The sequence below is a fragment of the uncultured Alistipes sp. genome (genome assembly GCF_949296715.1).
GTDB lineage: Bacteria > Bacteroidota > Bacteroidia > Bacteroidales > Rikenellaceae > Alistipes.
The window spans coordinates 1-23,718 of sequence record NZ_CASFQD010000027.1 but is presented as its reverse complement, the minus strand read 5'-3'; the positions used below and the strand labels follow the sequence as shown (position 1 = coordinate 23,718).

The window sequence follows — 23,718 nt, the reverse complement described above, 5'->3', positions numbered from 1 at the left end:
GGCGCTCGTCGACCCGATTGCCGCGGGCCGTTCGGCCGGCGTGATCTCCGAGGCGGGCGTGCCGGGCGTCGCCGATCCCGGGGCGCTGGTCGTCGAGGCGTGCCACCGCCGCGGCATCCGCGTCGTGCCGCTCGTGGGCCCCTCGTCGATCCTGCTGGCGCTCATGGCTTCGGGGCTCAACGGGCAGTCGTTCGCCTTCAACGGCTACCTGCCTGTCAAGCCCGCCGAACGGGCGCAGGCGATCCGCCGCTTCGAGCGCCGGGCCCGCGGCGAGGGGCAGTCGCAGCTCTTCATCGAGGCGCCCTACCGCAATGCGAAGCTCCTGGAGCAGCTGCTGCAGGTGCTCGCACCCGACACGCGCCTCGCGGTCGCCGTGGACCTCACGGCGCCCGGCGCGCAGGTTACGACCCGCACGGTGGGGGAGTGGTGCCGCTCGCCGCTGCCCGAACTGAACAAACGTCCGGCTATTTTCATCATCGGGTAGGGTTGGTATGCAATTTGATCGATAAGGGTACGGAAAATCTGAAAAATACGAGATATGGAAAAGAAAAAGGCTTATAACGAGAACGTTGCGGAGGACGAAAAGGTCCGCTCCGCAGAGGCTTCCCCCGCAGCGGAGGAGGCACCGGGTGCCAATGTGGCAGATGCGGCGGAGCCTGCAACTGACACAATGGCAGATGCGGCAGAGTCCGCAGCGCAGGAGGGCCCCGATTTCGCGGCGCTCGTTGCCGAGTGGCAGGACAAGTACCTGCGTCTGCAGGCCGAGTTCGACAACTTCCGCAAGCGGACGATCCGCGAGAAGATGGAGCTCGTCGAGACGGGCGGCCGCGACGTGCTGCTGGAGATGCTGCCCGTGCGCGACGACGTGCAGCGTGCCGTCGCCGCGATGGAGAAGAGCGACGACATCGAGGCCCTGCGCTCGGGCGTGATGCTCATATCGCAGAAGTTCACCGAGGCGCTGCGCCGCAAGGGCGTGACCGAGATCGAATGCCGCGACAAGGAGTTCGATGCCGACCTGTGCGAGGCCGTGGCGCGGTTCGCCGCGGGCGAGGAGAAGAAAGGCAAGGTCATCGACGTCGTGCAGACGGGCTACAAGCTCGGGGAGCGCGTGCTGCGCTTTGCCAAAGTCGTTGTAGGAGAGTAAAGCCATGGCAGAGAAAAGGGATTATTACGAAGTGCTCGGCGTCGAGCGCAATGCCAACGCCGACGAGATAAAGAAGGCCTACCGCAAGGCGGCCATCAAGTACCACCCGGACAAGAACCCGGGCGACAAGGAGGCCGAGGAGAAGTTCAAGGAGGCGGCCGAAGCCTACGACGTGCTGTCGAACCCCGACAAGCGGGCGCGCTACGACCAGTTCGGACACGCCGGCATGAGCGGTGCGGCAGGCGGCGGAGCCGGCGGCTTCGGCGGTTTCGGCGGCGGATTCTCGATGGAGGACATCTTCTCGCAGTTCGGCGACATCTTCGGCGGACACTTCGGCGGGGGCTTCCGCTCCTCGTCGTCGGGCGGCCGCCGCGTGAACCGCGGTTCGGACATCCGCATCAAGGTGCGGCTGACCCTTCAGGAGATCGCCAACGGCGTGACGAAGAAACTCAAGATCAACAAGACCGTCACGTGCGACAAGTGCGGCGGCTCGGGCGCGAAGGATGCCAACTCCTACTCGACCTGCTCGACCTGTAACGGCACGGGATATGTCACGCGCGTGGAAAACACCTTCTTCGGCCGCATGCAGACGCAGGGCGTCTGCCCGACGTGCGGCGGTACGGGCAAGGTCATCACGGCGCCGTGCGACGCCTGCCGCGGCGAAGGCACGGTGCGCGGCTCGGAGGTCGTGGAGATCAAGATTCCGGCCGGCGTGGGCGAGGGCATGGTCCTCACCGTCACGGGAAAGGGCAATGCGGCACGCCAGGGCGGCGTGAACGGCGACCTGCAGGTGATGATCGAGGAGGAGCCCGATGCCGAGCTCGTGCGCGACGGCAACGACCTGATCCACAACCTGAACATTACGGTGACGACGGCGCTGCTGGGCGGCACGGTCGAGGTGCCGACGGTCGACGGACGCGCCAAGATCAAGATCGCCCCGGGCACGCATGCCGGCAAGGTGCTGCGGCTGGGCGGCAAGGGCCTGCCGGAGGTCAACGGCTACGGCCGCGGCGACGAACTGGTCGTCGTGGACATCACCATCCCGTCGAAGCTCACCTCCGAGGAGAAGCGCCTCATCGAGCAGCTGGCCGCACAGCCCGATTTCCAGCGGGCCGAGTCGGTGAAGAATCAGAATATTTTTGAGCGGATGAAGAGTTTCTTCCGGTAGGATACAGGTGAAACCCGTGAAAAATTCGTACCTTTACGCTGTGGAGGTGACGAATTTTTCCGTTAATAAGCAGATGCAGCCATGTTAGGATTCAGCCCGTACAAGAAACACGCCAACAAGTTCAACTACATTCCGCGCTACTACGACCCCGAGAAGGAGGCGCGCGAGCAGCGCCGTGCCGAACTGCGCGGCGAACGGGCCGGGGATACCACCGAGTACCACCCGGGCAAGTACATCCGCACGCAGCGCGAAGCGCGCGAGGCGCGCCGGGCGAACGAGTCGGGCGGCGGGCGCACGCGGCTGCTGAAAATGGCCGTCATCGCGGCGCTGATCATCGTCTTCGTCTACCTGCTCTATCCGCGGCTGGTGAGCCTCTTCATGAGCGCCTCGTCGCAGCGGCAGGCTACCGATACGGAACTCATCTACGGCGATTTCGACCCCGCGGCGCCGATCACCGTCGTACCGAACGATTACGTCGAGGAGGAGTAGATGGCCGACCGGATCAGACTTTTGCCCGAGGTTGTCGCCAACCAGATCGCGGCGGGCGAGGTGGTCAACCGCCCCGCCTCGGTGGTCAAGGAGATGATGGAGAACGCCATTGACGCCGGTGCGCGGTGCGTGAAGGTCAACTTCCGCGACGGCGGCAGGGAGCTTATCCAGATCGTCGACGACGGCTGCGGCATGTCGCCCATCGACGCCCGCATGGCCTTCGACCGCCATGCCACGAGCAAGATACGCTCCGTGGAGGACATCTACGACCTGCATACGTTCGGATTCCGCGGCGAGGCCCTTGCTTCGATCGCGGCGGTGGCGCAGGTCGAGCTGCGCACGCGGCAGGCCGACGACGAGATGGGCACCGTGACGGAGATCAACGGCGGGCAGTTCGTCTCGCAGTCGCCCGTAATGTGCCCCGCGGGGTCGCAGTTCTTCGTGCGCAATCTCTTCTACAACGTGCCGGCGCGCCGCCGCTTCCTCGAGAAGAGCACGACCTCGGCCTCGCAGATCCGCAGCGAATTCCAGCGCGTGGCCCTCTGCAATCCGCAGATCGCCTTCGAACTCTATGCCAACGACGCCCCGGTCTACACGCTGGCGGCAACGTCGCTTGCCGGGCGCATCGTCGACGTCGTGGGACGGCATATCAAGCAGAACCTCCTGGAGGTCGAGGCCGACACCTCGATCGCCCGCATTACGGGGTATATCGGGCGTCCGGCCGCCGCGAAGCGCCGCAACGCCGACCAGTACCTCTTCGTCAACGGACGCTATTTCAAGAGTGCCTACCTGACGAGTGCCGTCATGAAGGCCTATGAAAAACTGATCCCCGAGAGCGCCCAGCCGGCCTATTTCCTCTACCTGACGATCGACCCCTCGCGCATCGACGTCAACGTCCACCCGCAGAAGACCGAGGTGAAGTTCGCCGACGAGGAGGCCGTGTGGCAGATCGTCCACGCCGCGATGCGCGAGACGCTGGCCCGGACGGGCGCCGTGCCGATGATGGACTTCGACCGCGACAACACGGTGGAGATTCCCGTCATGCAGCGCGGAGCGGTCTACAGCGAGCCGCTGGCCACGTCGAACCGCGACTACAACCCCTTCCGCGAGGAGTACATCGACCCGACGGCTCCCGATCCGAATGTCGACTTCACGGGTTTCGACGTTCCCTACAGCGACGATGCGCAGCGCGTGTCGGATGCAGCGGCGGGCGGCTCCCGCGTCGGGAGCGGAACGGCTGCTGTACGCCGTCCGGTGCAGGGCGGCATCCGGCCCGACGGCGGGTTCCGTCTTCCGGACCTTCCGGGCGAGGAGTTCGAGGAGTTCGCTTCGGGCAGCGATTCCGGTCTTGTGGAGATTCCCGCAGCAGGTGCGGACGGAGCCGGTCTGCCGGGCGGGGAGTTCGGCGAGAGCACGCTCGACTTCATCCCGTCGGAGAGCGATGCCGGGCAGCAGCGCCTCGACGTGGAGCCCCGTGCGGAGTTTACGGACCTGCTGCCGCTGGGCGGCGGGTATGTCGCCGCACTGTTCGACGGGCGGTTTGTCGTCGTGGACGTGCGCCGGGCCCGCGAACGGGTGCTCTACGAGGAGTATTTGCAGATGCTGGGACACGGCGAGGCTGTCAGCGAGCAGCTGCTCTTTCCCGAGCGGCTCGTGCTCTCGGGCGAAGAGTATGCCCTCATGGAGGAGAATGCCGTGGAGTTCGCGGCGCTGGGCTTCGATATCGACCTCTGCGGCGGTGGCGCCGTCGAGGTGAAGGGCACGCCGGCCGACCTGCCGGCCGACTCGGTCGACACGACGCTCTACGAGCTGCTGCAGGCCTTTGCGACGCCCGTGTCGCTTCACGACGTGCGGCGCGAACGCATCGCCGCCGCCATGGCCCGCTCGGCCGTGCGCGGTCCGCAGCGGATGCTCTCGCGCGAGGAGGCCGCGGCGCTGCTTGCGCGCCTCGCCGCGGGCGGAAATATCAGTTTCTCACCCTCGGGCAAGGCCATCCTGACCGAGATCACGGCCGAAGAACTCCGCGGCAGGTTGGGATAATTCGGCATAAAAACCTATTTTTGCAAAAATTTCCGTTATGAACAACTATTTTCAGACGCCCCCCGTGGTGAAGAACCTCATCATCATCAACGTGCTGGTCTACATGGCCACCTCGCTGCTGCCCGTGGGCGACTGGATCATGGGTTACTGCGCGCTGTCGCTCGGTACGCCCTTTTTCCATACCTACCAGTTCGTGACCTACATGTTCCTGCATGCCAATCTGGAACATATCTTCTTCAACATGTTCGCGCTGTGGATGTTCGGCCGCACGCTGGAGTACGAACTCGGTTCGAAGCGCTTTCTGATCTACTACATGGCCTGCGGCATCGGGGCCGCGCTTATCCAGTACCTCACGGCGCTGGCGCTGGGTGAACTGCCGCTGCTGCTCGTCGGAGCGTCGGGCGCCGTGATGGGCCTGCTGCTGGCATTCGGCGTGCTGCATCCCAATGCGGTCATCATGCTGATCATCCCGCCCATCCCGATGAAGGCCAAGTGGTTCGTCATCATCTATGCCGTCATCGAACTGCTGCTCGGCTGGCGCGGCGTGGGCAACGTCGCACACTTCGCCCATGTCGGCGGCATGCTGTGGGGCTTCCTGTTGCTGCACTACTGGAAGCGGCGCGGCATCATCCATTTCTGATTCATGGTCGAGGAGCTCTATAACCCGGGTTACGGTCGCGCGACGAAGAAGCCGCGCCGCAGCGTCGTGCTGTGGCTGCTCGATACGGTGATGACCCTGCTGTCGCTCGTCGTCGGCGTGACGATGATCGTCACCTACTTCGTGCCCTACGTCAACCCCGCGCGCGTGTGGTTCTTCCCCGTGCTGGGGCTCATCGCTCCGGGTGTCTACGTCGCGGCCGTCGTGCTGGCCCTCTACTGGATCATCCGCTGGCGCCTCAAGCGCGCAGGCTTCATGCTGGTGATCGTCGCGGCGGGGCTCTTCCAGGTTTCGCTCTTCTGGCGGCCCGAACTGCGCCGCAGCTACGGCGAGGAGTCCTACGACCGCGCCGCCTTCAAGGTCATGACCTACAACGTGCGCTGCTTCTACGGCGAGGACGGACAGAGCAGCGTCGGCGACGTGCTGCGGCTCATCCGCGACGAGGACCCCGACATCGTCTGCCTGCAGGAGTTCAACGCCCGGCTGGCGGACCGGGCCGAGGAGTTCGCGCTGCTCGACGAGACCTACGAAAGCGCCCGCTTCGGCCGCACGCAGGCCCCCGACTCGCTCTACGGCGCCCCGATGCTGATATTGAGCAAGTACCGCATCCTGCGCTCGGGCGTCGGACTGACCGCCTCGACGTCGGTCTGGGCCGACCTGCTTGTCGGCGGCGACACGGTGCGCGTCATCAGCAACCACCTCCGTTCGACGGCCATCAACGCCTCGGACAACGACTACATCACCAGCCGCCGCTTCCTTTCGGACACGGCCCGCGAGGTGAAGATCCGCAGCATCGTCGACCGCTTCCGCGAGAACAGCGTGCTGCGCGCCGAGCAGGTGGACAGCATCGCTCACCTGATTGCCGCGTCGCCGCATCGGCGGATCGTCTGCGGCGACTTCAACGATACGCCCATGTCGTATGTTTACCGCAAGATGGCGCGCGGGCTGAACGACGCCTTCTCGGAGTGCGGATCGGGCTATTCGCATACGTTCCGCGGCTTCTACAACACGCTGCGCATCGACTACGTGTTGAGCTCCGACGACTTCGAGACCCTCTCCTACGAGGTGCTGCCCGTCGAGTTCTCGGACCACCATCCCGTCGTCGTGCGCCTGATGAAGAGAACCTCAAACAACTAAATACACACAGCCATGATTTTTGATTCGTTGAAAAACAGCGCGCTCTACACCTCGGTGCACCCGCGCATGAAGAAGGCCTTTGAGCTGATCGCCTCGACCGACTGGACCAAGATGGAGCCGGGAATCCATGAACTCGAAGGACGCGACATCTACGTCAACGTGATGGAGCGTGAGCTCAAGCAGCGCGCCGACGCCAAACTCGAGGTGCACAACGAGTACATCGACATCCAGGTGCTCGTCTCGGGCAAGGAGGAGAGCTTCGGCTGGAGCGAGCGCAAGGACCTCAGCCAGCCGCAGGGCGAGTTCAACAAGGAGAAGGACATCCAGCTCTTCGACGACGAGCCGCAGACCTACTACACGCTGCGTCCGGGCCAGTTCACGATCCTCTTCCCCGAGGACGGCCATGCGCCGATGGTCGGCGAGGGCACCGTGCGCAAGATCATCGTCAAGGTGCGCATCTGACAACTGCCGTCCCGCGGCAGAAGCGCTGCGACGAAAAAATCCCGGACCTCCGAGGTCCGGGATTTTTTCGTGCCGTTCATGCGGTGGGGCGAATGGTCGGCGGGGTAGCAGGGTTGTTTGCCTGCGCCCGGTTGTTCTCCTTGTTCTCCTTATTCCGCGGTCAGGCGACGGCGAGCCGGTTGGGTCGGCGCAGGGCCATGCGGAATGATACCCACGACCCGAGGGCGCAGACGACGAAGACCGTGCCGGTCGAGAGCAGCGTGTCGCCCATGCCCACAAGTGGCGATACGAGCCCGCCGAAGGCGAAGCAGACGGCGCCCAGCAGCGCCGAGGCCGTGCCGGCGTGTTCGCGCGAGCAGTCCATGGCCAGCGTTGTCGTGGCCGGGAAGGTGATGCCCATCGAGAAGAGCAGGGCGAAGATCAGCACTTCGTAGAGCCAGAACCCGCAGTGGCAGGCGAGGGCTGCGGCCGTGGCAAGCGAGAAGAGCAGCATGCCGCGGCATCCGAGCAGGGTGGCGCGCTCCTGCCGCCGGAACCGTGCAGCTAGGGCTGCGGCGATCATGATGGCCAGTGAATTGACGGCAAAACAGAGGCTGAATCCGAAGGCCGAAAAACCGTAGTGCTCCTGCACGATGAAGGGCGACGAGGCGATGTTGCCGAAGAGGATTCCCTGTGCGAATCCCAGCTGGAGGATGTAGCCGACGAACGAGCGGTTGTGCAGGACGATGCCGAAGCCGCGGAATACCTCCCGCCATCCGGTGTTGGTGCGCCGCGGGGCGGGCAGTGTTTCGCGGAAATGCAGGCAGCAGAGAAGCAGCACGCAGCCCAGGGCGAGCAGGATGCAGAAGATGCCGCGCCAGCCGATGACGTCGGTGAGGGCGCCGCCGAGGATCGGGGCGCTGACGGGCGCGATGCCGTTGATGGCGCCGATGACGGCCAGCATGCGGACGAGGTCGGTGCCCGTGAAGCAGTCTGTGGCCACCGAGCGCGAAATGACGATGCCTCCGGCACCGGCGATGCCCTGCACGAAGCGCAGGATGACGAATTGTTCGATATCGGCGGCGAAGATGCAGAGGATGGTCGATCCGATGAAGAGCCACATGGCCGCGAGCAGCGGCATGCGGCGTCCGCAGCGGTCGCTCAAGGGGCCGAAGAGCAGCTGCCCGAGTGCCAGTCCGAGCATGCTCGACGTGAGGCCCAGCTGCACCATCGACGACGTGGTGCCGAAGTAGCCCGTCATCGAGGGGAGCGTCGGCAGGTACATGTCCGTCACGAAGGGTCCGAATGCCGTGAGCATGCCCAGCAGAATGAGCAGAAAAGGTTTGGAGTTGTTCATAACGTCTTTTTTACGCTGCAAAATTACTCCGAATCTCTCATTCCGGGTTTGTCCTATCGTGCAGGGTCTGTTTCAATTTCGGAACAGCATTTTTGCGACGGAGATACGGCGGTGTGCGTTCGGGAAACCGTAATGTGATGACGGTGTGACTGCAACGGGTTGCCTGCGCCGGGCGGACGGAGCCGTGTGGGGTGAAAAAAACGGGAACGCGTGATGCGTTCCCGTCAGTTGCAGCCGACCCTCGATTCTGCGACCGAGGCGGATATCAGTAGCGTTCCAGTTCGTATCCGTATTCGCTCGAATTGTCGTCGTTACATGCGAGGATGAGCGTCGTGGCGTAACTTTCCTTCTTGCCGTAGGCCCACAGAATGATCGGAAAATAGTGCTCCACATTGGTCCACTCCCTGAAAATCTCGTGGCAGGTCGTGCCGTCGTCCGTTGCAAATCCGAATTCGAAATTGAGGAATCCTTCGCCGTCGGGGTCGCAGACGCAGCTGTATCCGGTGATCTCCACGGAGTAGTCCTGCGTGCCTCCGAACTGAACGCGATCCAGCGTGACGGTCTCGGAGAAGTTGAGATGAATCATTCCGTTGGCAAATTCGATCGACTCGATCGAAGTGGGCAGCGTGAGGCTTTTGTCCACATGGACCTTTTCTCCGGAGCGGTTCTGGATGTATCCCGCCCGGGCGACGCGCCATTTGCCGGCAAGAGCCTTGTTGTAGTTCATCCCGATCGGTTCGTCGTCCGACGTGAAAATGTCATCACACGACGCGAGGACGGTCATCGCCATGACGGCCATGCACATGACCGATAATTTTTTCAGCAGTTCCATATCGTTTTTCTTTGATTCTCGTTCCTTGTCGGGCCGATCCGCTCGATTGGGTTCCGTCATTCAAAGTTACTGCTTTTTTACCGGAGTTGTTCCGAAAGACGGGTTTTTAATTTCTGTCGGCTGTTTCGTTTCGTGTGCCGCGTTCCTTTTCGATCAAATGAGGGCGTTTGTCCCGATCGGCACACAATAAAGCCCCCGGAGGCGGATAACCTTCAGGGGCTTTGTTGCGGGGCGGCTTGCCCTCACGCTTGTTTCGTCTCGTGCATCTTTTCCGCAATGCTGCGGGCAAGGGCGCGGCACGAATCGTTGACGGCGGCAGAAAAACCCTGTTTCATCTCGACGGGGGTGCCGGTCAGTTCCCATTTCATCCGCTCGCTGAACTCCCTGATCCGGCGTACTGCGGCTCCGGCCCACGTGAAGGAGCCGAAGCAGGCGAAGTGCCGTTGCGGCATGCAGCGGGTCTCGATGCGGCGGAGCAGCTGCTCGACAGGCGGGAAGAGCTCTGCATTGTAGGTCGGGCTGCCTACAAGCAGCGTGTCGTAGCGGAAGACGTCGCGCAGCACGACCGAGGGATCGGCCACCGAAAGGTTGTGGACCACGATCTTTTGCACACCCTCCTCGGCCAGGCAGCGGGCCAGCCGTTCGGCCAGCTGCTCCGTGTTGCCGTACATCGAGGCGTAGGCCAGAACGACGCCCTTTTCGCCTTCGTAACGGCTCATGCGGTCGTAGAGGTCGATCACTTCGGCGATGTGCCGCTGCCAGACGGGGCCGTGTGTCGGGCAGATCGTCCCGACGGGCAGTGCACGGACCTTTTGCAGAGCCTTCTGCACGGGAGCTCCGTATTTGCCCACGATGCAGGCGTAGTAGCGCCGCATCTCGTCCCAGTAGCGCGCAGGATCGATCTGCGTGTCGGTGATGCCGCCGTCGAGCGCCCCGAACGTACCGAACGCGTCCCCGGAGAAGAGCGTCTGCTCTTCGGCACACCACGTGACCATCGTCTCGGGCCAGTGGACCATCGGGACGAGCTGGAACGTGAGCGTCCGTCCTCCCAGATCGAGCGTGTCGCCCTCCTTGACTTCGAGCACCCCGTCGCAGATGCCGTAGTAGCCGGCGATCATCTGCAGCGTCTTGGCATTGCCGACGATTCGGATGTCGGGGTAGATCCGGCGCAGCGCCGCGATCGACGACGAATGGTCCGGCTCCATGTGGTTGACGACAAGGTAGTCGATTGGCCGGTCTCCGATCTCTTCCCGGATGTTTTGGAACAGCCGGCTGCCGTGTCCCTCCTCGACCGTATCGATTAAGGCGATCTTCTCGCCGATGACCAGATAGGCATTGTAGCTGACGCCCTGCGGCAGCGTCCACAGCCCTTCGAAAAGCTGCGTCGTGCGGTCGTTGACGCCGACGTAGCGGATGCCTGGAAGAATCTCCGTGATTGACATGACTTCGTGATTTGAATTATTTTGCCGCAAAGGTACGAAAAATTCGGATTCCTTCGACCTGCGTTTCCGACTTGAGCCCTGCGTGGTGTGTTCCGGTTCCGTCCGGCCGTGGGGCGGGGCATCGTTTCCCGTCGCATTCCGCCCTTGCTCCGATGCAAAAAACACACCGCATTCCCTTTCGGAAATGCGGTGCAGGTTTTTCGGATTACTCCGGCATCAGAGGAAGCGGAACGACTCTTCGTTGGCGCGGCTCTGTGTCGAGGGGGTCAGCATCCCGGAAAGAATTTCATCCGGAATGGTGGTCTTCTCGTATACGGAGATATCACTTGTGCTGCTTGTACTCGTCAGCGTCATCCGGCCGTCCGTGGAGAAGAATGCGTCGTATTCGCTGGCCCACGGCTGGTTGTCGCTGTATTTGCCCGAGAGGACGTTGTTATGGTACGTGTAAGTGCCGCTGTAGTGCTCGTATGCGGGCGAATAGATGCGCTGATAGAGGTCGAAGGTGCCCTCCTCGGTAAACGAGATGTAGATGTCGGCTGTGGCCGTTGCGCCATACCACGTGACCATGTGCCACTGGCCGACGAGCGTGCCCTTGCCTTCTTCTTTATTTCCGCCGTTGTTGTCCGACTTGGTGCAACCGCTCAATGCTACGAGTGCTGCGAGCAACACCCCGAAAATCTTGATATTTTTCATACAGAATCCTCTTTTTTATAACCAACCTCCGTTCTCGGACTGAATGTCGCGGGCAATGATCGCATACTCTTTGGTGATGGTCATGCCGTTGATGCCGCTTCCGCTGTTCGTACCTGCCACCATCGTAACCTTGGCAATGGCCGATCCGGGCTTCGTGCAGGTCAGGATGACCTTGTTCGCAAAGACCGTGGGATTCGAACTCATGCCGAGGCTGGCTTTGCCCTCGGCCGAGATTTCAACGGCCGAGATCGTCATGTTCACGTTGCCGCCGCCGATGTAGGGCAGCATGTCAAGCGTGTATTGGCTGCCAATGGGAACCGGGATGCAGGTCGTGCCGCGCACGTTCATCAGTACCTGGAAGGCATCGATGTAGCCCGTACCCATCTTCTTGGCATAATTCGTCAGGTTGAGCGTGGCAAGATTGCCGGTTGCGGTGTAGTATCGTTTCGTGCCGGTGCAGTACGGGTCGATGTTGTTGACCGAGGTCAGCAGCAGCGCCTTGTACTCATCCGTCGTGAACTTTTTGCCAAGCTGCAGGGCATATGAGAGACCCAGCGCGGCAACACCCGAAACGTGCGGGCAGGCCATCGACGTGCCCTGCGAGTAGCCATAGCGGTTGTTGATGAACGTCGAGAGAATCTGAGCCGTCTCCTTGCCGTTTTCCAGCATCGACTGGTAGGCGTCACCGCCGGGGGCGGCGATGTTGCAGCCCGGGCCGTAGTTGGTGTAGTACGCGGGAGTGAAGTCGCACGACATGGCCGTTACGGAGATATAGTCGCGGTAGGCTGCGGGGTAGCCCGACATGCCGGTCATGTCGTTGCCTGCGGCAAAGATGGCCAGACCGCCGTCCAGTGCGTCGCAGTTCTTCGTCGAGATAAAGTAGTCGATTGCCTGCCTTTCGGCGCTGTCGTAGCTCGAGTACTGTGAATCCGACGTGATTGTGCCGGCCGTATATCCCCAGCTGCACTGGAGAATCGACGCCCCGTTGTCGGCGGCGTAGGTAATCGCACGCGAAGTTGTGGTGCTGGTACCACCGCTCTCGTTGTAGAAAATCTGGCACGACATGAGTTTTACGCCGTCGTTGTTTCCCGAACCGCCGGCAATACCGCAGACTCCCGTGCCGTTGTTGTTCACGGCCGCAACCGTACCTGCGACGTGCGTGCCGTGCGTCCGCGATCCGAGTTCGCCGGCCGTGCTGATAGTCAGGTTGGTATTGGTTACGAAGTTATAACCATAGATATCGTCCTTATATCCGTTGCCGTCGTCATCCTTGCCGCTTTGGCCGTTCAACTCGGCCTCGTTGATCCACATGTTGGCTGCCAGATCGGGATGGTCCCACTGTACGCAGTCGTCCACGATGGCGACCACGATGCGCGGGTCGCCCGTGCAGAGACGCCATGCGTCCTTGCAGTTCACATCTGCTCCGACCTGAGCCTTCGAGTAGATGGTCGCATCGCCCGTGTTGATGTAGTGCCACTGCATGTTCAGCTGCGGGTCATTGAACGGCAACTCGGCACGGCTTTGTGGGGTGATGAATGCTTCATCCAGCGGGGTGACGTTTTCGTCGTAGATATGTTTGAGTCGCTGGACAAATTCGACTTTGTTCACCTCTGCAATTCGGGCCATTGCATGTGCTGCCTGGTCGAGGTCCGTATTCTCGTCGAACTCCACAAAGTACCATCTGTGCATGCCCAATGCGCGCTTGCGATCCTCCGTGCGCTTGTCCACCGGATAGAGACGCGTCAGCGACTTTACACCGACATTGGAGAGCACGGCGTCGAAGTCGTTGATGCCCGAACGGGTGGCGACACCGCCCGCGCGCGTTACACGCATGACGGAGTTTTCGACATTCGTAACGGCATCCTCGTCAAAGTAGACCAGCAGCTGGCCTTTGGCGGCATTGTCAGATGAAAATACGAGCTTGGCGGCGACGTGGTCGTCGGTCCCGGCGGTTGCAGACTCCGTGGTCGTGTCCTTGGTGCACGATCCGAGTGCGAGTACTGCCATGGCGAGCAATAGGCTCCGGATTGTTTTGAACTTTGTCATAAAATTTATTATCAGGTGATTATATCCCTTTTTCGAAAGCTTGGGATTTTTGACCATAAACCCGACACGGCTTGTGTCGCCGTGCCGGGTTTTGGTCTCAAGACTTACCGGCAGATGAGATCTTTTCGGTAACCGATATGGTTCGGATTACTTCTTGATCTTGGCTTTGCCGTTGTACTGCTTGCCGGGCAGCGGCTCGCACTTCGACGTCTTGACGGCGAGGGTGCGGGTGCCGTTGTACTCGGCAACCTTCGATTTGCCGAAGACCTGTGCTGCAAAAGAGCTGCGCAGCGATGTCTTTGCTCCGGCAGGAACCGTGAAGCTGCAGAACGGTATGTTCACCCGACGTACTGCTGCCGCGGACTTCGAGGAACCCGTTGCTCCCGACTGATAGGTAATGACGGTCTCTCCTGCTTCGAAGTAGCCGGCATAGCCCAAAAGCGAATAGTCCGAGGCGTTGAAGACGGGAACAATGAACGTCGTTTCAAGAGCCGAGATCTGCTTGCTGGTCGGGTCTACGCTGAACACGCAGGGATCGTTGCCAGTGGCATTCTCGTCGTTGGGGTCTGCATAGCAGAAGAACCCGAATATCTGGGTCTTTCCACTGTCCCAATAGCCCCACAATTGTCCGAAATAGTTGCCGTCGTCCTCATAACCTACTTCCACGCCGCCTACCGTGAATTTCAGCGTCGAGGGGTCATACGTTGCGTGCCACGAAGTCGAGTTGTCCAGGCCGAGGTCCGAGATGATGAAGTCGGTCTCGCTGCCGCTTACAGGCTTGATCGTGAACGCATTGGTGAACGTCGTTTCTGCATCGGGCTGATAGGTCATGGTGTAGTTGCCGATGGCGAGTTCGCCCGTGTAGTCCGAATAGTCGGGGGCGGTCGTCGAATACTCGGCGACGACGATCTTGCTCTTGCCGTAGATGTTCGTAGCCTGCACGATCATCGTATACGAGGTACCCTCCTTGAGGTTGATCCAGGCGCTGCCATAGGATCCCTTTTCATTGATGTCCGGCATGAAATCGCCCGTGTGGTCGGTGCCGTTTGCAGCCACGATCTCTTCATAGCTTGCGCCCTGATTCAGTACGCTTTCCACTGCGGACGTAGTCGCCAATACGGTTGACAGCGATTTGAGCTCCGAGCCGTTGATCTGGAAGTAGAGCGACGAATTGTCGGGGCACTGCTCCGACATCTCGGGCCAGTATTCCGAGACGAGACCCAGCATGGCGGTGAGGTCACACTCGGGAATATCGCCACCGTTCGTTCCCGGGAAGTAGAATGACTTGGCCGTTACGTTTGCCTCTACCGGCTTCTTCGTCTTGTCCAGCGGCAGTGCGACAACCGTGTAGAAACCCGTTGCCGGGAGAGCAATCTCGACGGATACCTTTTTTCCGCCGGCTACGAAGTCTTCGATTGCGTAGATGTTCTCGGCCGTGCCGTTTGCGATCTTGGCGGCAATTTCCGCTGCGGAAGCCTCGACATCGCCTTCGGCAACAACATAGTTGATACCCGTTACATCGGCGCCGTAGGTGAAGTCGATGACTGCGCTTGCCGTCACGTTGTCCGGGGCCACCTTCATGCCGCTGTATTCTGCGGCGAGCGAGTAGTCTACATCTTCTGCTCCGGGCAGCATGATGCGGAATGTTCCGTCGGCGTTAGACGGGAGACTTTGGCTGCTGTATCCAGTCATGTACACGTTGATGCCGTCCTTCGGGAAGGTAATGATTCCGTTGTCAAACGTACCGGCTGCAGCCGATTCGATGAGGAAGTCACCGTAGTTGTAAACACCCTCGGTGATACCCGTGTACTGCTTTGCGATCTTTACGTTAGCGGGATCGGAGCAGTCGATGGTGATGTTGGTAGGCGTGTAGGAGAACTGTCCGGAGAGGTCGCTCTGCGTAGCGCCGAAGAACTCGGTCATGAAGGTCCAGCCGAACATCTCCTCGACCATGTAGACGCCCTCCTTCGATTTGTGTTTGTGAATATTCACGTCAATCTCTATGAGGTTGCCTTCAAAGATTCCATACAGCCATCCGTCACGGTATTTGCCGGTTCCGAGCTCCTCCCACGGCCACGGAATGATCGTAATATCGATCATGTAGTTGCCGTACTGGGTCAGGTTCTGCTCGTCGTTGATGAGCAGCGACGCCTTGTACTCGGTGCCGTCGACAAGCTTGCCGCGGTCGAAGGTGATGACCAGATTGGCCAGATCGCTGCCGGCCTCGAACGTGACCGAAGAGGGAATATTGAGAATGCCCTCCTGTCCCTGTTCGACGCTCGCGAGGATATTCACAGTCATTGCCGCGTCAGTCACGACACGCCGTACCGGAATGGTCACGGACGACTCGTCGTCACCCACGTTATACTCCGAGGGGATCGTGTTGGGGAAGTACACCTGTGCTCCGGAATTCAGCGGGCCGGGCTCGAAGTCATCGCTGCTGGTGCAGGCCGAAAGAAGGCCTGCCACCGCAACGATACCCATCAAAATGAATCTTGTGATGTATTTCATAATTTTTACTGCTTTTTATTAGTTGGATTTTACCGTGGCGGTCGGGTCCGGGTTGTTCTTGCCCGTGAGACCTACGTTCTGCTGTACGGCCGCGAGCGGAATCACGCAGTTCCACCACGGAGCACGGCCGTCGGTCGTGAACTTGGCCATCGACGGAGCATTCGTTCCGGCGTCACCGTTGTGCATGCTCATGTTCAGACGCTTCATGTCGTAGTAGATGATGCCCTCACCCCAGAACTCGATGCGCTTCTGGAAGATAATCTCCTCGACAAGATCGGTCGTGGCGGCCGGAATCTTGTAGTTCGGGTCGCGGTTGGCCATGAACGAGGTGAGCAGCGTGCGTGCCGTAGCCTCGTCGTAGTGAGCCGTAGCTTCGGCCTCGATCAGGTACATCTCCTCGACACGCATCATCGGGATATCGACCACGTTGGCGATCGTGAAGTTGCTCTTCTCGCCGCTGTTCGTGTGGAACTTGTACGATGCGTAGGGGGCTACCGTCTGGAACTCCTCCTCCGTCAGGCTCATGTAGGGCTGTGCAGCCGCATACGAACGATCGGGCGTTACGTAGCTCTTCTTGCGGAAGTCGGTATCGGAGATACGCTCGTAGCTGAAGACCGAGATGCCCGGCTGTGCGCCGTGGCCGTAGCCGTAGACAGCCTCGAGGCTCATGTGGGCAGCCCACGAGAGCAGGTTGTTGAGCACTGTGTCGGTGGTCTGGATCATGGCCCACATCCACGAGCTGTTAACCGTGTTGAAACCGGTCTTCGGGTCGAGCCACTGGCTTTCGGTCATGATCGTGCAGCCCGATGCGCTGATCGCCTTGCGGGCATACTCGGCTGCCTTCTTGTAGGCCTCCGTACCCGTTACGAAGCCTTCGTAGGTCTCCTCGAAGCCTCCCAGCCACAGATACGTGCGGGCCAGAAGTCCGTATACGACAGCCTGCGACGGCATGTTCTTCGATGCGGGCTGGTAGTCGGCCAGCAGGGTCTCGGCGTCGGTCAGGTCCGAGAGGATGAAGTTGAACATCTCCTCACGCGTGGCGCGCGGATTGTTCTCGAGCTGCTCGAGCGTCGCGCCCTCGCGGACGATGGGCACCGTCAGCCCCTTGACAGCCTCCAGCTCGGTCTCGTAGGCCGGGCGGTTGGGCGCCTTGGCGGGCAGCGGGTCGTACATGCGGGCCATGTCGAGGTAGCACATGGCGCGGAACGCCTTGGCGATACCGAGCGCTTCACCGCCGCCGCTTTCGTTCTGGCTGGCAATCGAGATCACCTCGTTGGCCGAGTAGATGAACTGGTAGTAGTTCAGGTAGAAGAACGGTGCGCAGTAGCCGTTGGCTGCCAGACCGTTCATGTCACCGGGGTAGAGGTATCCCTGCCAGCGGTCTAAGTACTGGTTACCGCCTGGAAGATTACCAGATACGGGGAATACCTCGCCTACAAGACGGTCCGTTGCACCGAAGATGCCCGGATAACCGAAGTCGAAGTGGTCGCCGATACCGATGTAGTTCGTGATGAGGATCGTCGGGATCGAGGCGGCGATATTCTCCATGGCGAACGGTGATTCGGCAACCTGTCCGCTTGTTACGTTACCTCCCTCGGGGAACGTCTCCTCGATACAGCTCGACAGCAATACCGGTGCGCAGAGAAGCGCGGCGGCAATTTTTACTATCTTGTTCTTTTTCATGATATTTGACTCAACTTGTTATGAAAGAAATTAGAACGTAACGGTTACACCGCCCGAGAAGGTGCGGATAGGAGCGTAGTAGTAGGGGTTGGTAGCACCGTTGATGCTCTGACGCGGGTCGAGACCCTTGCGCTGCGACCAGTACCATACATTGTCGCACGATACGTAGACGCGGAGACTTTCAACGAGGAACTTGCGCGTGATCTTCTTCGGCAGCGTATAGCCGAACGTGATGTTCTGAATGTTCAGATACGATGCGTCGGTCAGGAAGCGGTCCGAAGTGGCGTTCGAGTAGCTGTCACCGTAAGCGAAACGCGGAATGTTCGTATCGGTGTTGTCAACCGTCCACGCGTTGAGCAGGTCGCGGTGGTAGTTGAATCCGCAGGAGGTACCGGCAGGCGAACCCATGTAGGTTGCATAACCCGAGTCGTAGGCCTGGCCGCCAATCTGGTAGGTGAAGCCCAGCGAAAGGTCGAACCCGTAGGCGTGCAGCGAGGTGCTGAAACCACCGTAGAGGTCGGGCAGCGCGTCGCCGTGCATCTCGCGCCCGTTCAGCGAAGCTTCAGAGTACTGGTCAGTCTTGGTACGTGTCTTCTCTCCGGTCTCCTCATTGGTGACATAGGTGTACCAGAGCGATTTACCCGTCGAGGGATCCACACCCGCGTAGGTCGGCAGATAGAACGAGAAGACGGATTCGCCTTCGGTCAGGAAATAGTTGGTGCTGTAGATACGGCCGACGTGCTTGCCGTCCGACGTCGTGTTGTTCTTGTACTGGTCGGGCAGCTTGACGAGCTTGTTCTTGTAGTGGGTCATGTTCACCGAGAAGTCCCAAACGATATCCTTCGTGCGGATCAGGTCGGCACGAAGCTCGATTTCGAAACCACGGTTGACCATGTCGCCGATGTTGGTCCAGATCGAGGTGTAACCCGACTCGTACGGCGTAGCCATCTCGAAGAGCATGTCGGTGGTCTTACGGTTGAAGAAGTCGATACCACCCGACAGGCGGTTGTTCCAAAGGCCGAACTCGACACCGACGTTCAGGTTGGCGTTGGTCTCCCACGTAATGTCGGGGTTACCCTTGCGCGCGAGGTTCTGCGTTACGCTCGTGCCGCCGGCGCTGGCGATCGTGTAGTAGTCCGTGTAGAGGTACTCGGAGATACCGTCGTTACCCTGCGATCCGTAGGAAGCCTTCACCTTCAGCATGTCCACCCAGGGAGCGTTGAACCAGCTCTCCTTGTTGATAAGCCATGCAACACCGGCTGACCAGAAGTTACCCCAGCGGTGGTCGGGGTGGAAGCGCGACGAAGCATCGCGACGGTACGATCCCGATACGTAAACCTTGCCGTCGTAGTCATACTGACCGCGGAAGAAGTAACCTTCATTGTTGTACTCCGAAACCGAAGAGCCCGAGCTGGCCATGTCGACCACGGCGCCGCTCAACTCGAGGTTGTCGGGCGAGTACATCACGCTGCGCTGTGCGTAGAGACCGTAGACCTTGCGGTTGTACATCTCATGACCGAGCAGGATGCCGATATTGTGTTTCTCGTCAATGGTTGTGTTGTAGTTGAGCAGCTGCTGCAGGTTGTAGGTGATGTCACGCTGGTGCGACTTGTAGACCAGACCGCCCGACTCGGCAAACTGTCCGTAGAAGGGGTTCATCATCTGCGTGCCGCGGGTCTCGTCGATGGCGACGCTGCCGTTGACCGTCAGCTTGAGGCCCTTGTAGAGGTCGATATCGGCAAAACCGTTTGCCGTGAAGGCGTTGCCTTCGCTGATGTACTTGTTCAGCTGGATATCCTGCAGGTCGTTGCTCTGACCGCCGGTCGAACGCACGGCACCGCCGTTGCGGCCGTCACCCGTATCGTAGAGCTTCATGCCGTACTCGTCGATCATGATGTTGCCCTCGCCGTCGCGGATGTAGACCGGGTAGATCGGGGCGGTCTGCATGGCCGTGGCGAATGCGTTGCCGCCGTCGGAGGCTCCCTCGTTGCTCGAGTCGTTACCGTTGTTCCATACGAAGTGCGTGTAGGAGAAGTTACCGCCGATCTTCAGCCACTTCTTGGCCTGATAGTCCGCACGCAGACGGGCCGTGTAACGCTCCATGTCCGAACCGTCGATGATACCCGTGTTGTCGAGGTAACCGAGCGATGCGTAGAAGTTGGCGCGGTCCGTAGCGCCCGATACGTTGACGTTGTACTCCTGGCGGAAGGTAGCCTTCTTGTAGATCTCGTCGAGCCAGTTGTCGGGCTTGAGCATGTACTCCTTTCCGTTGTAGGTCACGACACGGCCCTCCTTGGCGAGCGGGTTGAGCTTGCCGTTGGAGCCGATGAGGTTCTGACCCTCCGGAACGGCCATGACGTTGTAACCCAGACCTCCGGCGTCGTTCGACGTCAGCAGCTGGTTGGCTGCGAGGTTGGCCTGTACGGCGTTGTAGCCGTTTTCAAGCGTGAAGTAGTTGTAGAGAGCCTTGTAGTGGTACTCGTAGTACTCGCCTGCGTTGTCCACGATGTCGTAGTTCTGCAGGGCGCGGGTGTTGACACCCCATTTTGCGTCGAAGCTCACGGTGGCCTCGCCTGCCTTGGCGCGCTTGGTCGTCACCATGATGACACCGTTGGCACCGCGGGCACCGTACAGGGCGTTCGAGGCGGCATCCTTCAATACGCTGATCGACTCGATATCGGCCGTGTTCAGGTTGTTGATGTCGCCCTCGTAGGGTACGCCGTCAACGACCCACAGCGGCGACTTGCCGGCATTCAGCGAGCCGTAACCACGGACATAAATGGACTGTCCTGCACCCAGACGACCCGATGCGGAGTTGAACTGCACACCTGCGATCTTGCCGACGAGGGCGTCCTGTACGTTGGACGACTGCGTCTTGATCAGGTCGTCCGACTTGATAACCTTGGCCGATCCGGTGAAGGCCTCTTTCTTGGCCGTACCGAACGCAATGACGATCACGTCGTCGATCTTCTGCGTATCTTCGTGCAGTGTTACGTTAATCGAGGTCTTTCCGGCGATGGGAATAAGCTGGTCCGCGTAACCCACGAACGACACCTTGAGGGTTCCGTCTGCCGGTGCGGAGAGCATGAAGCTACCGTCCGAGCCTGTGGTCGTACCGATATGCGTGCCGTCAACCACGACCGTCGCGCCGACAACCGGGTTGCCGTCAGCGTCGGAAACTGTACCAGAGAGCTGCCGGTTTTGAGCAGCGGAGAAAAGTATCCCCACTCCCAGTACCGCAATTAACGATAGTACAATTTTTCTTACCATAAGCGTTAATTTTAGTAGATTTTTAAAATAAAAAGTTCAAGAGCAAAGATATGTGAAAGCAGTCTCTTTTACAAAAAAAATTATTAAAAAAATTGCCGATGTGACACATTTTCTTCAAATTTCTTTTTCTCGATTACAGTTTTTACGCCCTTTTTCTGCTGTTAGTTACGATTTGTAATCGGTCTTTTTTCTCTGTTTTGGCTCTTCAGCTCCTTTCCGGGAGGGGACGGCGCCTCTAAAAGTCTCTTTTTACCCCTGCAAAAAACCTTTTTTGCCGAAATCTGTTAAAAAACGGGGGGCTGTCGTAACAATATGTCATTGCCATTCGGCCTTCGGCTGTCCTCATTCAGGATACCTATATTTATAATAAAATCTTTTTTTTCTCGCTTGTTCCGGATTTTGGCGTTTCGTTTTTTTTGCGGCGCCCTGTTTTTCGGATCGGTTTTCGTCGTCTTCGCAAGAAAAAAAGCATAAAAATGCATCGGGCTCTTGCAGATTCGAAATTTTTGCTTACCTTTGCACCACGTTAATACGGAACACGCTTGTGCGAAGTGTTATCGGGATGGTGCCATAGCTCAGTTGGTAGAGCAAAGGACTGAAAATCCTTGTGTCCCCGGTTCGATTCCTGGTGGTACCACTTTGAAGAGAAGCAAAAAGTTGCAAAACCCTGATTTCCAAACGAAATCAGGGTTTTCTCTTTTTGTCTGCGGAGCAAAAAACAGCGGTTTTCGGCACCTTTTGGTGGAGCAATCGGTGGAGATGAAAACCGCCCCGTCCATCTCCACCGAATTTGCGCCTTTCTCGCTGAACTGCAATATTTTGCGCAGAGCTAAATCGGGTCGGATTTCCTACATTTGTCGAACCAGTCAAAGAGCAAGTAGGAACCATGAAAAGAGATTCGTTTCGCGTGCTGTTCTTCCTCAAGAAGACCAAGCTGCTGAAAAACGGAGAGGCCTCCGTTTGCATGCTCATCACCGTCAACGGGACGCGCGTCGAAAACAACATTCGCAAGAGCATCGACCCTGCCCTGTGGAGTCAGGCCAAGGAGACGGCCCGCGGCAAGAGCCGCCGCGCCTGCGACCTGAACACCTATATCGAGGAGGCCCGCATCAAGCTGTATCAAATCTTTTGCGAACTGGAGCAGCAGAACCGCCCCGTCACGGCGCACCTGCTGCAGAAGCTCTTCTTCGGGCAGGAGAAGCCGGAAGAGGTCCGCACGCTGTTGGGGACCATGCAGGTGCACAACGACCAGTGTCGGGCGCTGGTCGGCACGGACTATGCGCTGATTACGGTCCGCCGCTACGAGAGTTGCCGGCGTTATCTGGCCGAGTTGATCCGTCAGCGTTACGGGAAGGAGGATCTACCCCTCGCGGAGGTCAACGGCGAGCTGGTCCGCGCCTTTGCCTTCTATCTGAAGACGGAGAAGGGATGCCAGCAGAATACCGTCATCCGCTACATGAAGTGTCTGAAAAAGATTACCAATCTGGCCCGCGCCAATGACTGGATGGCGAAGGACCCCTTCCTCGGAATCCGCTTCCACGAGAAGGAGGTCGTCCGGGAGTTTCTGACGATGGACGAATTGCAGACCATCTACCGCAAGGAATTCCCGTTGGAGCGGCTGACGCTGGTCCGTGACGTCTTCATCTTCGCCGCCTTCACGGGGCTGGCCTTCATCGACGTGCAGCAGCTCGCCCCGGAGCACATCGTCCGGGACAACAACGAGAACCTGTGGATCCGCAAGCCCCGTCAGAAGACGAAAAACATGTGCAACATCCCGCTGCTGGATATTCCGCTGGAGATTCTGCGCAAGTATGCCGACCACCCCACCTGCCGGAAGAAGGGTGTATTGCTGCCGGTTCCATGCAACCAGAAGATGAACAGCTATCTGAAGGAGATTGCCGACATCTGCATGATCCGCAAGAATCTGACCACGCATTGCGCCAGGCACTCGTATGCAACCTCGGTCTGCCTGGCCAACGGCGTCAGTCTGGAAAATGTGGCCAAGATGCTGGGCCACTCCAACATCAAGATGACGCAGCACTATGCCCGGGTTCTCGACAGCTCCATCCTCCGGGACATGATGCAGGTGAGGAGAGCCATCTCCAAACTGGGATAGCGGAATGCGCCCTGCTAAATTCACAAAACAGCCCGGGGATAAACATCTCCGGGCTGTTCAATGTCATGGCTATGCCAACTGGCTGATCCTGTCTCGGATGATCCCCTTGTATTTCTCTTTCATCTCTTGCGGAAGAAACGATCGATCCATATATGCGAACCAGACATCCTGTGACTTCCGAAACTTGTGAAAGATGTTTTCTATAACCTTGTCGCCCAGCCCCGCAGTCTGCATGGAAGCGATAAAATCCTCTTTCCTGATTTTCCGCTTCTTGCCGTTGAGCGTCAACGCCAGCTCCTCGTTATCCTCCGGCAGGACCAGCGCTGTGGAGAGCATGTCGTAAGCCGGAGTAAGCAGATGTTTACCCGGCACCTCGCTATAAAGCGAGAAGTTCTTCAGATGCATGTCGGCATTCCCCGTGATCCACGAAAACACGACCTGCTCCCAAAAGTTGACCTGATCCAGCAAGGGGGTTGCAGAGAATCTCCGGATGGTCTTGTCTATCTGTTCGTACGAACCTTTGTATTTGTGCTCGGTCAGACGCCCGGTCAACTGGCACATATCTTCCATGGGTAATTTCACACCCTGGGAAGTGCGGTCTATACGGAGTGTGATATAGCACAGTTCGCCATCAGCAAAGCGAATCAGGCTGTGAGGAACGACTCTTATTCTGGCCAGTTCGGCCAAATGC

General features: G+C 59.3%; 18 protein-coding genes and 1 tRNA gene. 10 read left to right on the top strand and 9 right to left on the bottom strand.

The features are described from left to right. The 8 genes from Q1Y33_RS04570 to Q1Y33_RS04535 form a co-directional block, all read left to right on the top strand. Positions 1-484 (top strand): SAM-dependent methyltransferase (locus Q1Y33_RS04570; protein WP_300798573.1); only part of this gene is annotated, 484 nt, incomplete at its 5' end. Positions 485-538: 54 nt separating this feature from the next. Continuing rightward, the gene (locus tag Q1Y33_RS04565; protein ID WP_300798572.1) at positions 539-1,144 is read left to right on the top strand and encodes a nucleotide exchange factor GrpE; all 606 of its coding nucleotides are present in this window, start codon (positions 539-541) and stop codon (positions 1,142-1,144) included. Positions 1,145-1,148: 4 nt separating this feature from the next. Beyond that, entirely contained in the window at positions 1,149-2,312 is a 1,164-nt protein-coding gene (gene dnaJ, locus Q1Y33_RS04560) for a molecular chaperone DnaJ (protein WP_300798571.1), read from the top strand. A gap of 81 nt (positions 2,313-2,393) precedes the next feature. Beyond that, entirely contained in the window at positions 2,394-2,801 is a 408-nt protein-coding gene (locus tag Q1Y33_RS04555; protein ID WP_300798570.1) for a hypothetical protein, read from the top strand. Next, complete coding sequence (gene mutL / locus Q1Y33_RS04550) at positions 2,802-4,841, top strand: DNA mismatch repair endonuclease MutL (protein ID WP_300798569.1); 2,040 nt, start codon at positions 2,802-2,804, stop codon at positions 4,839-4,841. Between the two features lie 37 nt (positions 4,842-4,878). Continuing rightward, entirely contained in the window at positions 4,879-5,481 is a 603-nt protein-coding gene (locus Q1Y33_RS04545; protein ID WP_300798568.1) for a rhomboid family intramembrane serine protease, read from the top strand. Positions 5,482-5,484: 3 nt separating this feature from the next. Beyond that, positions 5,485-6,636, top strand: a complete 1,152-nt coding sequence (locus Q1Y33_RS04540) for an endonuclease/exonuclease/phosphatase family protein (protein WP_300798567.1) — start codon at positions 5,485-5,487, stop codon at positions 6,634-6,636. A gap of 12 nt (positions 6,637-6,648) precedes the next feature. Beyond that, positions 6,649-7,098 carry a YhcH/YjgK/YiaL family protein gene (locus tag Q1Y33_RS04535; RefSeq protein WP_300798566.1) on the top strand — a complete coding sequence of 150 codons (450 nt, stop codon included), beginning with the start codon at positions 6,649-6,651 and terminating at the stop codon, positions 7,096-7,098. 160 nt (positions 7,099-7,258) lie between these two features. Here the strand turns inward: Q1Y33_RS04535 and Q1Y33_RS04530 are convergent, their stop codons facing one another. The 8 genes from Q1Y33_RS04530 to Q1Y33_RS04495 all read right to left on the bottom strand — a co-directional run bounded on the left by Q1Y33_RS04530 (position 7,259) and on the right by Q1Y33_RS04495 (position 20,911). Beyond that, the gene (locus tag Q1Y33_RS04530) at positions 7,259-8,434 is read right to left on the bottom strand and encodes a multidrug effflux MFS transporter (protein ID WP_300798565.1); all 1,176 of its coding nucleotides are present in this window, start codon (positions 8,432-8,434) and stop codon (positions 7,259-7,261) included. A 265-nt stretch (positions 8,435-8,699) separates the two neighbouring features. After that, complete coding sequence (locus tag Q1Y33_RS04525) at positions 8,700-9,266, bottom strand: hypothetical protein (RefSeq protein WP_300798564.1); 567 nt, start codon at positions 9,264-9,266, stop codon at positions 8,700-8,702. A 242-nt stretch (positions 9,267-9,508) separates the two neighbouring features. After that, a complete protein-coding gene (locus tag Q1Y33_RS04520) occupies positions 9,509-10,708 on the bottom strand; it encodes an FprA family A-type flavoprotein (RefSeq protein WP_300798563.1) in 1,200 nt (399 codons plus the stop codon). Between the two features lie 216 nt (positions 10,709-10,924). Continuing rightward, positions 10,925-11,401, bottom strand: a complete 477-nt coding sequence (locus Q1Y33_RS04515) for a lipocalin family protein (RefSeq protein ID WP_300798562.1) — start codon at positions 11,399-11,401, stop codon at positions 10,925-10,927. Between the two features lie 15 nt (positions 11,402-11,416). Further along, on the bottom strand, positions 11,417-13,408 hold the full coding sequence (locus Q1Y33_RS04510) for a S8 family serine peptidase (RefSeq protein WP_300798561.1): 1,992 nt from the start codon (positions 13,406-13,408) through the stop codon (positions 11,417-11,419). A gap of 186 nt (positions 13,409-13,594) precedes the next feature. Further along, positions 13,595-15,958 carry a hypothetical protein gene (locus tag Q1Y33_RS04505; RefSeq protein ID WP_300798560.1) on the bottom strand — a complete coding sequence of 788 codons (2,364 nt, stop codon included), beginning with the start codon at positions 15,956-15,958 and terminating at the stop codon, positions 13,595-13,597. 18 nt (positions 15,959-15,976) lie between these two features. Then, positions 15,977-17,641, bottom strand: coding sequence for a RagB/SusD family nutrient uptake outer membrane protein (locus tag Q1Y33_RS04500; RefSeq protein ID WP_300798559.1), 1,665 nt, complete (start codon positions 17,639-17,641; stop codon positions 15,977-15,979). Between the two features lie 30 nt (positions 17,642-17,671). Continuing rightward, the gene (locus Q1Y33_RS04495; protein ID WP_300798558.1) at positions 17,672-20,911 is read right to left on the bottom strand and encodes a TonB-dependent receptor; all 3,240 of its coding nucleotides are present in this window, start codon (positions 20,909-20,911) and stop codon (positions 17,672-17,674) included. A 564-nt stretch (positions 20,912-21,475) separates the two neighbouring features. Between Q1Y33_RS04495 and Q1Y33_RS04490 the strand changes: the two genes are divergently transcribed. Further along, a tRNA-Phe gene (locus Q1Y33_RS04490) sits at positions 21,476-21,548 on the top strand. Positions 21,549-21,797: 249 nt separating this feature from the next. Beyond that, positions 21,798-23,027: a site-specific integrase gene (locus tag Q1Y33_RS04485; RefSeq protein WP_300798557.1), complete on the top strand. Its 1,230-nt coding sequence runs from the start codon at positions 21,798-21,800 to the stop codon at positions 23,025-23,027. 69 nt (positions 23,028-23,096) lie between these two features. Here Q1Y33_RS04485 and Q1Y33_RS04480 read toward each other — a convergent pair. Continuing rightward, a partial coding sequence (locus Q1Y33_RS04480) for a HipA domain-containing protein (protein ID WP_300798556.1) occupies positions 23,097-23,718 on the bottom strand: 622 nt, incomplete at its 5' end.

Excerpts from the sequence above, each read along its gene's own strand:
- dnaJ (WP_300798571.1), top strand. The coding sequence starts at position 1,149 with ATGGCAGAGAAAAGGGATTATTACGAAGTGCTCGGCGTCGAGCGCAAT.
- Q1Y33_RS04525 (WP_300798564.1), bottom strand. The coding sequence starts at position 9,266 with ATGGAACTGCTGAAAAAATTATCGGTCATGTGCATGGCCGTCATGGCG.
- Q1Y33_RS04510 (WP_300798561.1), bottom strand. The coding sequence starts at position 13,408 with ATGGCAGTACTCGCACTCGGATCGTGCACCAAGGACACGACCACGGAG.
- mutL (WP_300798569.1), top strand. The coding sequence starts at position 2,802 with ATGGCCGACCGGATCAGACTTTTGCCCGAGGTTGTCGCCAACCAGATC.
- Q1Y33_RS04555 (WP_300798570.1), top strand. The coding sequence starts at position 2,394 with ATGTTAGGATTCAGCCCGTACAAGAAACACGCCAACAAGTTCAACTAC.
- Q1Y33_RS04520 (WP_300798563.1), bottom strand. The coding sequence starts at position 10,708 with ATGTCAATCACGGAGATTCTTCCAGGCATCCGCTACGTCGGCGTCAAC.
- Q1Y33_RS04505 (WP_300798560.1), bottom strand. The coding sequence starts at position 15,958 with ATGAAATACATCACAAGATTCATTTTGATGGGTATCGTTGCGGTGGCA.
- Q1Y33_RS04500 (WP_300798559.1), bottom strand. The coding sequence starts at position 17,641 with ATGAAAAAGAACAAGATAGTAAAAATTGCCGCCGCGCTTCTCTGCGCA.
- Q1Y33_RS04515 (WP_300798562.1), bottom strand. The coding sequence starts at position 11,401 with ATGAAAAATATCAAGATTTTCGGGGTGTTGCTCGCAGCACTCGTAGCA.
- Q1Y33_RS04530 (WP_300798565.1), bottom strand. The coding sequence starts at position 8,434 with ATGAACAACTCCAAACCTTTTCTGCTCATTCTGCTGGGCATGCTCACG.
- Q1Y33_RS04485 (WP_300798557.1), top strand. The coding sequence starts at position 21,798 with ATGAAAAGAGATTCGTTTCGCGTGCTGTTCTTCCTCAAGAAGACCAAG.
- Q1Y33_RS04565 (WP_300798572.1), top strand. The coding sequence starts at position 539 with ATGGAAAAGAAAAAGGCTTATAACGAGAACGTTGCGGAGGACGAAAAG.
- Q1Y33_RS04545 (WP_300798568.1), top strand. The coding sequence starts at position 4,879 with ATGAACAACTATTTTCAGACGCCCCCCGTGGTGAAGAACCTCATCATC.
- Q1Y33_RS04535 (WP_300798566.1), top strand. The coding sequence starts at position 6,649 with ATGATTTTTGATTCGTTGAAAAACAGCGCGCTCTACACCTCGGTGCAC.
- Q1Y33_RS04540 (WP_300798567.1), top strand. The coding sequence starts at position 5,485 with ATGGTCGAGGAGCTCTATAACCCGGGTTACGGTCGCGCGACGAAGAAG.
- Q1Y33_RS04495 (WP_300798558.1), bottom strand. The coding sequence starts at position 20,911 with ATGGTAAGAAAAATTGTACTATCGTTAATTGCGGTACTGGGAGTGGGG.